At 70.9% G+C, this 11,448-nt stretch carries 11 protein-coding genes; 7 read left to right on the top strand and 4 right to left on the bottom strand.

The features are described from left to right. On the bottom strand, nt 1-1,408 hold a 1,408-nt coding region (locus tag DVH02_RS33320), incomplete at its 3' end, for a beta-ketoacyl [acyl carrier protein] synthase domain-containing protein (protein ID WP_147286195.1). Between the two features lie 402 nt (nt 1,409-1,810). Here DVH02_RS33320 and DVH02_RS33315 point away from each other — a divergent pair. Continuing rightward, nucleotides 1,811-2,122, top strand: a complete 312-nt coding sequence (locus DVH02_RS33315; protein ID WP_114627576.1) for a hypothetical protein — start codon at nt 1,811-1,813, stop codon at nt 2,120-2,122. Nucleotides 2,123-2,349: 227 nt separating this feature from the next. On the opposite strand, the gene DVH02_RS33310 is transcribed toward DVH02_RS33315, so the two are convergent. Next, a complete protein-coding gene (locus DVH02_RS33310; RefSeq protein ID WP_233518613.1) occupies nt 2,350-3,120 on the bottom strand; it encodes a thioesterase II family protein in 771 nt (256 codons plus the stop codon). Nucleotides 3,121-3,630: 510 nt separating this feature from the next. Here DVH02_RS33310 and DVH02_RS33305 point away from each other — a divergent pair. The 6 genes from DVH02_RS33305 to DVH02_RS33280 all read left to right on the top strand — a co-directional run bounded on the left by DVH02_RS33305 (nt 3,631) and on the right by DVH02_RS33280 (nt 9,672). Continuing rightward, the gene (locus DVH02_RS33305; RefSeq protein WP_114627574.1) at nt 3,631-4,482 is read left to right on the top strand and encodes a metallophosphoesterase family protein; all 852 of its coding nucleotides are present in this window, start codon (nt 3,631-3,633) and stop codon (nt 4,480-4,482) included. A gap of 130 nt (nt 4,483-4,612) precedes the next feature. Beyond that, on the top strand, nt 4,613-6,088 hold the full coding sequence (locus DVH02_RS33300) for an NDP-hexose 2,3-dehydratase family protein (RefSeq protein WP_114627573.1): 1,476 nt from the start codon (nt 4,613-4,615) through the stop codon (nt 6,086-6,088). Beyond that, nucleotides 6,072-6,890: an NAD-dependent epimerase/dehydratase family protein gene (locus tag DVH02_RS33295; RefSeq protein ID WP_158575985.1), complete on the top strand. Its 819-nt coding sequence runs from the start codon at nt 6,072-6,074 to the stop codon at nt 6,888-6,890. Before DVH02_RS33300 ends, DVH02_RS33295 begins: the two co-directional genes overlap by 17 nt. A gap of 184 nt (nt 6,891-7,074) precedes the next feature. Next, on the top strand, nt 7,075-8,040 hold the full coding sequence (locus DVH02_RS33290) for an ABC transporter ATP-binding protein (RefSeq protein WP_114627571.1): 966 nt from the start codon (nt 7,075-7,077) through the stop codon (nt 8,038-8,040). A 3-nt stretch (nt 8,041-8,043) separates the two neighbouring features. Then, entirely contained in the window at nt 8,044-8,811 is a 768-nt protein-coding gene (locus DVH02_RS33285; protein ID WP_114627570.1) for an ABC transporter permease, read from the top strand. 66 nt (nt 8,812-8,877) lie between these two features. Continuing rightward, complete coding sequence (locus DVH02_RS33280; protein ID WP_114627569.1) at nt 8,878-9,672, top strand: FkbM family methyltransferase; 795 nt, start codon at nt 8,878-8,880, stop codon at nt 9,670-9,672. A 111-nt stretch (nt 9,673-9,783) separates the two neighbouring features. On the opposite strand, the gene DVH02_RS33275 is transcribed toward DVH02_RS33280, so the two are convergent. Continuing rightward, nucleotides 9,784-10,854 carry a ketoacyl-ACP synthase III family protein gene (locus DVH02_RS33275; protein WP_114627568.1) on the bottom strand — a complete coding sequence of 357 codons (1,071 nt, stop codon included), beginning with the start codon at nt 10,852-10,854 and terminating at the stop codon, nt 9,784-9,786. A gap of 75 nt (nt 10,855-10,929) precedes the next feature. Continuing rightward, nucleotides 10,930-11,448, bottom strand: a 519-nt coding sequence (locus DVH02_RS33270; RefSeq protein ID WP_147286194.1) for an acyl carrier protein, incomplete at its 5' end; no start/stop codon positions are given.

Here is an 11,448-nt window from a genome sequence, read left to right as displayed (position 1 = left end):
CAGCCTCGAACACCACACCCCGACCATCAACAGACCCGGAAACCTCCTCCGAAGCCTCCTCCAGCACCACCACAGGCGCCACCACAGGCGCCTCCTCCACCACCACATGCGCGTTCGTGCCGCCCATGCCGAAGGAACTCACTCCCGCGACGAGGGGTGCGTCGGGCCGGGGCCAGGGGCCGGGTGTGTTCTGAACGTGCAGGCGGAGGGTGTCGAGGGGGATGGCGGGGTTGGGGGTCTCGTAGTTGAGGCTGGGCGGAAGGGCGCGGTGCTGGAGAGCGAGGACGGTCTTGAGCAGACCGGTGATGCCGGAAGCGCCTTCCAGGTGGCCGACGTTGGTCTTGACCGATCCGACGTGCAACGGGGCGTCGGCCGGGCGGCCGGCGCCCAGGACCGTGCCCAGGGCCGCCGCCTCGACGGGGTCGCCGACGGGGGTTCCGGTGCCGTGGAGTTCGACGTACTGGACGTCGTGCGCCGATGTTCCGGCGTGGAGGAGGGCCCGCCGGATGACGTCCTCCTGGGCCCGCCGATCGGGTGCGGTCAGAGTGTCGCCGCCGCCGTCGTTGTTGACGGCGCTGCCACGGATGACGGCGCGTACGGGATCGCCGTCGGCGAGGGCGCGGTCGAGGAGCTTGAGCACGACGAGGCCGCCACCCTCGCCACGGACGTAGCCGTTGGCGCGGGCGTCGAAGGTGTAGCAGCGTCCGTCGGGGGAAAGCGCGCCGAAGCGGTGCGGGTACAGGCCGCCCTCGGCGGCGAGGTGCAGGTTGACGCCGCCCGCGACGGCCAGGTCGCTGTCGCCGGAGCGGAGGCTCTCGCACGCGAGGTGCAGGGCGACGAGCGAGGAGGACTGCGCCGAGTCGAGGGTGACGCTGGGACCGCGCAGTCCGAGGAGGTAGGAGAGCCGGTTGGCGACGAGCGCGCGGTGCGTGCCGGTGAACGACTGGTGGGTGACGCTTTCGGGACCGAGTCCGTGCAGCAGGGTGGCGTAGTCGTCGTGGGCGACGCCGAGGAAGACACCGGTGCTGGTGGAGTCGAGGCGCCGGGGAACTATATGCGAGTCCTCCAGGGCTTCCCAGGCCAGTTCGAGCACGAGTCGCTGCTGGGGGTCCATGGCGTCGGCCTCGCGGGGCGAGATGCCGAAGAAGGAGGCGTCGAAGTGGTCGACGGCGTCGAGGAATCCGCCCCAGCGGGGCGCGTCGCCCTCGGCGCGGGGCGCGTCCGTGGCGCCGGAGAGGGTGAGCCGGTCGGCGGGGGTGGGGCGAACGGCGCTGTGCCCGGCGCTCAGCAGGTCCCACAGCTCGTCGGGGTTCGCGGCGCCCGGCAGGCGGCAGGCGAGCCCGATGACTGCGATGGGGCGCTGGGGCGTGCTGTCGAGCCCGTGGCGCATGCGTTCTGACTCGCTCATTCCACTCCACCAGCTGGTCGGCACCGGCCCGTGCGGGCCGAAGACTCGGGTATGGCGTGCACGCGACAGGCAGTGGGTGCACAGCGCACGGGACGGCCCGTTACCGCCCGTCGGGCGCGGGGCGGCGGGTCGCGGACCGCCGGGGTCCTCACGCTAGAGGCGCAGGTACTAGGGCGGCCCCTAGATTTTCGGGAGTCGGCGGGGATGTGAGGGGTGTCACCCGGCCGGACGTTTCGGGAAACTCCCAGTCATGGCGCGGAGAACGGTTCGCGGTGTTGCGCTCGCCGGTGGTTGCCGGGTGAATGTGCGCAAGGCCGCCCTCGATACGGCGGTGAGATGTCCGGGGGCCGGGTCGGCTTGAGGCGGCGGCCCCTCCACGGTCCGGAGGAGGCGGGAAGAGCGATGACGAGAGCCGAGTTCGCTGATGTGCGCGGTGCCCTGCTGCAGTTGCGCGGAAGCCTGGAGTCGCTGCGTATCGCCGAGGGCGACTCGCCGTACGTACGGCGCCTCATGAATGACCTCGACCGGTTCCAGCTGGACATGGAGGACGTGTCAGGGGCCGGTCCTGGCGGCGGGTCTCCCGGCGGTCCCAGGAGCGTGGTCCGCCAAGGGGTGCCGGGCGCCAGGGAGGTCGTACGGATCGCGGACGGCCCCGAACACCACGTGCCCTGGCACGAGGCGGACGACGAGGGCATCGGCGGACATCGGCGCTGAGGCTCGTCGAGACCTGTCCCACACGGTCCGTGCCCGGGACCCGGGACCCGGGACCACGTACGAGACCACGTACGAGACCGAGTACGGCGCCGAGCAGACGCCGAGTACGGCGCCAAACACGACGCCGACCGAGGAAACCAACCGGGGCGCCGGGGTTCCCCATCTTCAGGGAGGAGCCCCCGGCGTCCCGCTCGGATTTCTCGGTCGGGTCCCGGGACGGCGGTGGGTCAGGCGCTCTGCGGGGCGCTCTGGGAGGCGATGTGGTCACCGAGGAGCTTCAGCACGTCCGCGGCGCGGTCGTTGAGGTAGAAGTGGCCACCGGGCAGGACCGTCAGGTCGAAGGCGCCGGTGGTGTGCCGCTCCCAGTCGCCGGCCTCCTCCACCGTCGTCTTCGGGTCGCTGTCGCCGACGAGCGCGCTGACCGGGCACGCCACCGTGGAGTTGGGCGGACAGCGGTAGGTCTCGACCGCCCGGTAGTCGCCGCGCAGGGCGGGCAGGATCATGCGGAGGAGTTCCTCGTCGCCGAGCAGCCGGTCGTCGGTGCCGCTCATCGACTTGACCTCGGCGATGATCCCGTCGTCGTCGCGCAGATGGACGTTGTCGTCCCGGTGCCGGGAGGGGGCGCGGCGGCCCGACACGAAGAGTCGGGTGGGGCCGCCGCCCTCCAGCTCGAAGCGGCGGGCCACCTCGAACGCGACGAGCGCGCCCATGCTGTGGCCGAAGAAGGTCAGCGGGCGGTCGTCCCAGCCGCGCAGCGCCTCGTGGACGCGGTCGGCGAGGGTGCCGATGTCGTCGAGGAGCGGCTCGGCGCGCCGGTCCTGGCGGCCCGGGTACTGGAGGGCTACGACGTCGGCGCGCGGGCTGAGCGCGGCGGATACGGGAAGGTAGTAGCTGGCCGAGCCGCCCGCGTGGGGGAAGCACACCAGGCGGTGGGCGGCGTCGGGGGCGGGGTGGAACCGCCGGCACCACAGGCCGTCGTCGGTGGGGGAAACGCTCACGCTGCTGGTCCGTCCTCTGTCGGCGGGTTCTACGTCTTGAGTCGGCGGTTCTGGATCTCGACTCGACGGTTCCAGTTCTTGGCCAGAGGCCGAGGTCACGGGTCGAGGTCGCACATCGTAGGTGTCGCACATCGTAGGTCACGCGGAAAGGACCGGGCATTCGGAAGGTGGCAGGAACGTCCGGCCGCATTCCCGCCGCTTCCAGCCGCATTCCCGCCGCTTCCGGCGTTTTCCCGCCGCTTCCGGCCGCTTCCCGCCGTCTCCGGACTCTGTGGTGGCCCTGCCGCCACGATCCGGCATACCGGACCCCACGCACGACCGGACGGGGGGAAGTCTGGGCGTTTCCCGCGTCCTTGGCCCGGTGGGCCGGTGACGCGTTGTGCCGCCGGGCCACCGGGTGGCATAAAGCTCAGCGCCGGTCTCATACGCCGAGGCGCCGGACGCGTAGCGAGGAGCCCCCATGCCAAGCACCCTGATTCACCGGCCCGCGACCGGCCGGAGCCCGTCGAGGTGGAGGTGACGCCGGGCGGCAGACTCTTCGCGGTCAGCGATCTGCATGTCGCCTACGGGAAGAACCGGGCCGTCGTCGACGGTCTGCGTCCGCGTGACCCGTCGGACTGGCTGATCGTGGCCGGGGACGTCGGCGAGCTGATGGCCGACGTCGAACGGGCGCTGCGGCTGCTCGCCGAGCGGTTCGCGCGCGTGGTGTGGGTGCCGGGCAACCACGAGCTGTGGACGCATCCCGACGATCCGGTGACCCTGCGCGGCGAGGAACGCTACCGGCGGCTGGTCGAGCTGTGCCGTTCGCTCGGGGTGTCGACGCCTGAGGACCCGTTCCCGCTGTGGGAGGGGCCCGACGGTCCGGTGGTGATCGCGCCGTTGTTCCTGCTGTACGACTACTCGTTCCTGCCGCCCGGCGCCTTCGGGAGCGCCGACGCGCTGGCGCGCGCCGAGCAGGCCGGGGTGGTGGCCACCGACGAGTTCCTGCTGCACAGCGACCCGTACCCGGACCGGCCCGCCTGGTGCCGGGCCCGCCTGGACTACACGCGGGGGCGGCTGGACGCCTGCCCGCCCGACCTGCCGACGGTCCTGGTGAACCACTTTCCGCTGGTGCGTGAGCCCACCCGGATACTGCGCCATCCGGAGTTCGCTCTGTGGTGCGGGACCACCGCCACGCACGACTGGCACGTGCGCTACCGCGCGGCCACGGTCGTCTACGGCCATCTCCACATCCCCAGGACCACCTGGCACGACGGTGTGCCCCATCGGGAGGTGTCCCTCGGCTACCCGAGGGAGTGGGAGGCACGGGGAATGCCCGACCCACTGCTCCGCGAGATCCTGCCCAGGCGGGGTTCCCGGTGAAGCCCCTGATCCGCCGGCTGCCGCCGGAGCGGGCGGATGCGCGGAGGCGGTCCAGCGCCCGGCCGCCGAGCCGCCCTCACGGTCCGCGGCAGACGCCGCGGACCGCCCTCCAACCGACGGAGACGCAGCGATGCCCCAGCTGAACGTGACCGGTCCGAACTCTTCCGCCGAAGCGAATCTGGCCGCCCGGCTGGCCCTCTCCGCGACGACCACGGGCGGTGAGGTGATGTCCGACGTGGAGTTCTTCGACTGGCTGGACGACAGGCGCCGCCGACACAGCCAGGAGGTGCGCAGGACCACCTTCGCCGAGCTGTCCGGCTGGCACTTCGCTCAGGACTCCGGCGATCTGGAGCACCACAGCGGCCGGTTCTTCGCCGTGCGCGGACTGCGGGTGAGCACCGACTTCGGGCCGGTTCAGGAGTGGCGGCAGCCGATCATCCAGCAGCCGGAGATCGGTGTCCTGGGGATGGCGGTCCGGGAGATGGGCGGGGTGCTGCACTGCCTGGTGCAGGCCAAGTCGGAGCCAGGCAACGTCAACGGGGTCCAGCTCTCGCCGACCGTGCAGGCCACCAAGAGCAACTACACGCGGGTGCACGGTGGTTCCGCGGTGCCGTATCTGGACTGTTTCCGGGGACCGCGGGCGCGCGGGCACCGGGTGCTGGCGGACGTGCTCCAGTCGGAGCAGGGCTCCTGGTTCTACTGCAAACGCAACCGCAACATGATCGTCGAGGTGGGCCCGGAGGTGGAGGCGGGGGAGGACTTCTGCTGGCTGACGCTCCGCCAGATGCACATGCTGCTGCGGTACGAGAACCTCGTCTCCATGGACGCCCGTACGGTGCTGTCCTGCCTGCCGGACTGGCACCACCCGTCCGGACCGGGGGCGGACCTGCTCCCGGATGTCGCGGTGCGCAGCTGGATCACCGCGCAGCAGAGCGAGCGTGAGGTCGACGCGGCGCTCATGCCGCTGTCGAAGGTGGAAGGCGACGGCTGGCGTCTCGCCGAGGACCGCATCTCCCACGAGCGGGGCCTGTTCTTCAGCATCGTTCCGGTGGACGTGGTGTCGAACCGGCGCGAGGTGGCGTCCTGGTCGCAGCCGCTGCTCCAGCCGCACGGCACCGGGGTGGTCGCGATGGTGGTGCGGCGGATCGACGGCGTACCGCACTGCCTGGTGCACGCGCGGGTCGAGGCCGGCTACCTCGATGTGGTCGAGCTGGGTCCGACCGTGCAGTGCACCCCGGAGAACTACGAGCATCTGCCCGCCGGTTCGCGTCCGCGCTTCCTGGACCTGGTGTCGGAGGCCCGCCCGGAGCAGGTTTTGTTCGACACGGTGCTGTCGGAGGAGGGCGGCCGGTTCCTGCACGCGCAGATCCGGTATCTGATCGTGGCCGCGGACGACGAGGGGCCGACCGACGTGCCGCGTGACTACCAGTGGGTGTCGCTGCGTCAGCTCGGTGAACTCCTCAAGTACAGCCACTACTTGAATGTGCAGGCGCGCACTCTGGTCGCCGCGCTGCGTACGGTGCCCGGCATCGCGGGTCCGGACGCGGGCGACGCCCTGGGCGGCGCGGCCGCGAACGGGGGTGAGCCGCGTGCGGATCATCGGTGAGGGTTTTCTGGCCACGAACCTGACGGCCGCGTTCGGCGACCGCTTCCCCGACTGGACGGCGATCGCCTCCGGCGTCTCCAGCACGTCGACGGCGACCCCCGCCGCGTACGAGCGCGAGGCGCGGCTCGTCCACGACGTGCTCGACGACTGCCTCCGCGACCGCCGTCGGCTGCTGTTCTTCTCCACGGCGTCCTTCGCCATGTACGGCTTCCCCGAGGGCGAGGCCGCCGAGAGCGACCCGGTGTCCCCGCCGAACGCGTACGGGCGGCACAAGCTCGCCCTGGAGCGTGCGATCGGCTCCTCGGGCGCCGGACACCTGGTGCTGCGGCTGAGCCATGTGGTGGGCCGCCACCAGCGCGCGCACCAACTGCTGCCGACTCTGGTGCGCAGCGTCCTGGCGGGCGAGGTGACCGTGCACGAGGGTGCGCACCGGGACCTGGTGGATGTGGCGGATCTGCTCCAGGCGGTCGGCCGGCTGCTGGCGGACGATGTCACCGGGGAGATCCTGAATGTGGCGTCCGGGGTGCCGCAGCCGGTGGAGTCGGTGGTGTCGGGCATCGAGCGGCGGCTGGGCGTCACGGCCCGGCATGTGAGCCGTCCGGGCTCCCCCGCCGTCACTCGTGCTTCGGTGTCGCGGCTGCGCGCCCTGGTGCCGGAGTTCAGGGCGGACGTCGCGGACGAGGACTATCTGGACGCGCTGCTCGACACGTACCTCCCGTACTACACCGCCCTGTCGGACGGCTCGGCGCCGTCGGACGGCTCGGCCCTGTCGTACGGCCTCACCCCGCTGCCCGGCCGGTGACGACGCTCAGGAGCCGAGCGCGGAAGCGGGCGCGGGGACCGTGCTCGGAGGCGGGCTCGGGACCGTGCTCGGAGGCGGGCTCGGAGCCGGGCACGGGGGCCGACGGTGCCGGGGTCTGCGAGATCCCCTAGACATTGCCGACGGGCGCGGACTCGCTCCCTCCGTTTCCTCTAGCGTGAACCCAATGATCGAACTAGCAGGAGTGACCAAGCGATACGGTGAGAAGGTGGTGGTCGACGACCTCACCTTCGCGGTCCGGGCCGGGTGCGTGACCGGCTTCCTCGGCCCCAACGGTGCGGGCAAGTCCACCACGATGCGGATGATGCTCGGCCTGGACCGACCGAGCGCGGGCACGGTCCTCATCGACGACAAGCCCTACGCCTCGCTCCCCGAACCGCTGCGTCATGTGGGCGCGTTGCTGGACGCCCGCGCCATGCACGGTGGGCGCAGCGCCTACGACAACCTCCGCTGTCTTGCGCTGAGCAACAACATCCCCCTGTCTCGGGTCAACGAGGCGCTGGAGGAGGTCGGCCTGACGGCCGTGGCCAAGAAGCGGCCCAACGGCTTCTCGCTGGGCATGGCCCAGCGGCTGGGGATCGCGGCCGCGCTCCTCGGTGACCCGCGCATCGTGATGCTGGACGAGCCGGTCAACGGTCTCGACCCTGAGGGCATCCACTGGATCCGCACGCTGATGAAGGACCTGGCGGCGCAGGGCCGTACGGTCTTCGTCTCCAGCCACCTCATGAGTGAGATGGCGCTCACCGCCGACCACCTCGTCGTCATCGGGCGCGGCAAGCTGCTCGCCGACACCAGCATGCAGGAGTTCATCGACAACAACTCCCGTTCCCTGGTGCGCATCCGTACTCCCGAGCCGGAGAAGCTGCGCGACACACTCGCCTCCCAGGGCATCACCGCCACCGAGACGCCCGAAGGGGTGTTCGAGGTGCGTGATGAGCCGGTGGAACGGCTCGGCGCGCTGGCGTTCGAGCACCAGGTGCCGCTGCACGAGCTGAGCACGCAGCACGCCTCTCTTGAGGAGGCGTTCATCGCGCTGACCGGAGAGACCACCGAGTACCGGACAGGGCCGCTCGCCCCGTCCGCCGGGGATCCGGTCCTGGCCGCCCCGCAGCCCGCTCGAACGGAGTCCTGACCCATGTCCGCATCCACCGCGACGCTGCGCTCCGAGTGGGCGAAACTCACCTCGGTCCGCTCCACGGGCTGGACTCTTTTCTGCGCGTTCGCCGTCACCGTCGCCTTCGGTACGCTGATCAGCGCGCTGTCCAATTCCGGTTTCGACGATCTGTCCCAGCAGGACAAGCTGAGCTTCGACGCGGCCGGCACCAGCTTCACCGGCGGCATCCTCGGCCAGTTGGCGATGATCGCGTTCGGTGTGATGGTCATCGGTGGCGAGTACAGCAGTGGCGTGATCCGCAACTCGCTGGCGGCGGTGCCGCGCAGGGGCCTGTTCTACGCGAGCAAGCTGGCGGTGGCGACCGGTGCCGCCCTGGTCGTCAGCCTCGTCACCAGCTTCGCCTCGTTCTACGCCGGGCAGGCCGTGCTCGGCTCGCACAGCACCACCATCGGCTCGGACAACGTGCTGCGGGCCCTGTTCGGTGCCGCGCTGTACATGACGCTGATGGCGGTCTTCTCGATGGGCGTGGCGACCATGCTGCGCAGTTCCATCCTGTCGATGGGCATCCTGATGCCGTTCTTCTTCCTCGTGACCCAGATCCTGGTGACGGTGCCGGGCGCGAAGAAGGTCGCGCACTATCTGCCGGACCAGGCGGGCACGACGATGGCCCGGGTCGTGGCGCAGCCCGAGGTGCCGTACGGACCGGGCGGCGGACTCCTGGTCATGCTGGCCTGGGTGGCGGCGGCGGTCGTCGGCGGCTATCTGGTGATTCGTAACCGGGACGCGTGAAGTCTAGGAGATTGCTGGATCCGCCCGGGCCACACTGAACAGAAATCCACTGCTCAGGGAGCATTCATGACCGACATCAGGTCAGTCCAGGTCGCTGACGGCGTCTCCGTCTTCGTACCCCAGACGGAGGGGGCGCTGTTCTCCGAAGTCGACTTCATCTACAACGAGATATTCGTCGAACGCACCTACCTCAAGCACGGCATCCAGCTCTCCGACTCTTCGCGGATCGTGGACGCCGGTGCGAATGTGGGCCTGTTCTCGCTCTTCATGAAGCAGGAGTTCCCGGGCGCGCGCATCCTGGCGTTCGAGCCGATCCCGGCCATCCACCAGGCGCTGACGGAGAACCTCGACAGCCACGGTGCGAAGGACGTGGAGGTGGTCCGCTCGGCGCTCGGCAGCCAGTACGAGGAGCAGGTCCGGTTCACCTTCTATCCGTCGCTGCCGGGGAACTCCACGCGCTACCCGGAGCAGAAGAAGGTCGGCCAGGAGCTGACGGTGGAGCAGATCGGTCAGGAGGCGGTGGACGCCATCATGGCCGGGATCGAGGTCGAGGCCGAGGTCAACCGGCTCTCCGATGTGCTGCGCGGGTGGGCTCCCGAGGGTCCGATCGATCTGCTGAAGATCGATGTGGAGGGCGCCGAGCTGGAGGTCATGCGGGGTCTGGACCCGGCGGACTGGCAGCGGGTGCGCCAGGCCGTGGTGGAGGTGCAGGACCTCGACGGGCGGCTCGCGGGGGTGCGGGAGATCCTCGCGGAGCAGGGCTTCACCGTGACCGAGGAGAGTGCGGCCAACCTGCCCGAGGTGTACCGCTACTCGATGGTCTACGCCCGTCGTGAGGACAGCACCGGCGCGGTGGACTGACCAGGACTCCCGTCCGCTACTTCGCGGTACCCGCCTGCCGCGCGACGGCAGGCACGCACGAGCAGGACCCGGCACCCCTCACGCGGTGCCGGGTCCTGTTCGTGCGTGGCCTCAGCCGGTGGGGCGGCCCGCTGTCTCCTGCCGCGCCCAGTCGGGGATGTCGAGGACGGTGAGGACGGCCGAGGTGGACACCCAGCCGGACGCCGAGGTCGTCATCAGGACGTGGTCGCCGGGCTCCACCAGGCCGTTGAGGAGCAGGTGGTTGAGGGAGACGGCCATGTCGCAGGCGCCCATGTGCCCGTACTCCTTGCCGAACTCCCAGGTGGAACGGGACAGCGGCAGGCCCAGCGGCTGCATCTTCATCTGGTCGATCATGCGGGAGTCGCTGTTGGCGGCGATCACCCAGCGCAGGTCGGACGCGTTCAGCTCGGCGTCCACCAGGGAGCGTTGCAGGACCTCCAGTTCGAAGTCGCGCATCATCTCCATGCACTTGTCGAGCGGCATCACGTGCTGGTTGAAGTAGGTCAGCAGGTCCATCGTGCCGGACGCCTTGTGCTGCTCGCCGCGGAACGGCAGCAGGGACTCCTCGCCGCGGTGCCACTGCTCCAGCTCCGGCATGGTGCCCGAGTTCAGGGCGCGCAGGGCGGCGAACCCGCTGTCGGAGCTGAGCAGCATCGCCGCGCCGCCGTCGCTGGCGGTGAACCCGGTGCCGAAGCCGGTCCAGCGGTTGATGAGCGGGCTGGTGAAGTTCTCCGCGGCCGTCACGAGCACCTTCTCGGCGCGGGCGGCGCCGGACAGCTGGCCGACGGCGACCTCCATGCCGGCGAGGAGGCCGTTGGAGTGCTGGCGCACATCGGTGCTGGGGACTCCGCTCGCGCCCAGTTCCCGCAGGATGTAGCCGGGCGCGTAGAAGCCCTCGGGGCCGTGCTGGACGGCCGTGCAGTGGACGTGGAAGTCGAGATCGTCGACGTCGGTGCCGGACCGGCGGAAAGCGTCCCGGGCGGCGCGCACGGCCATGTCGAGAGCGGGCAGGTCGCCCGCCAGGTAGGCGGCGGTGAGGCCGGTGCCGTACTGGACGGAGAACTCGTCGTAGAGCCCCTCCTCGACCGCCTGTTCGACGCTCACCCACTGGTCGGGGAGGTACGCCCCGACCGTGTCGACGTAGATGCCGTCCGTCTTCATCTGTGACCGTTCTCCTTGCGTGTGTCGTGGCCGTGTGCGTGGTGGGGGGGGATCGTCGGGAGCGCGGGCACCGGGTCAGGGGCGCAGCAGTTCCTCCTTGAGGTGGGCCGCCAGCCGTCCGGGGGTGTCGACCTCGAACAGGAGGGCCGCGGGCAGCCGCAGGCCGGTGGTCTCCCGCAGCCGGTTGCGCAGCGCGAAGGCGGTCAGCGAGTTGAGGCCGATGTCGCGGAAGGCGCGGGTGGTGTCGACGTCTTCGGGGGTCGGGTACTGCAGGACGGTGGCCACGTCGGCGCGGACCAGGTCGAGGAGGACGGTGTCGCGTTCGGCGTCGGTGAGCCCGGCGAGCCTGCGCCGCAGCGTGCTGAGGGCGCCCGCGGCTCCCCGCTCTCCCGCGCGGCGGCGGGCGGGCGGTCCGGCGAGGCTCCACAGCGGGGCCGGAACGCCGGGGTCGCCCGCGCGCCCGGCGAGCGCGGGCCCGTCGGGGCGCAGCAGCAGCGGGACCGGTGCGTCGATGCCGCGGGCGACATCGAAGAGGTCGAGGGCCGCGGCGTACGGCAGGGGGGACAGCCCGGTGGGCGGCCGTACGGCCGCCCA

The sequence above is a fragment of the Streptomyces corynorhini genome (assembly GCF_003346515.1).
Taxonomy (GTDB): Bacteria; Actinomycetota; Actinomycetes; order Streptomycetales; family Streptomycetaceae; genus Streptomyces; species Streptomyces corynorhini.
This window is presented reverse-complemented; position numbering and strand designations above follow the sequence as displayed.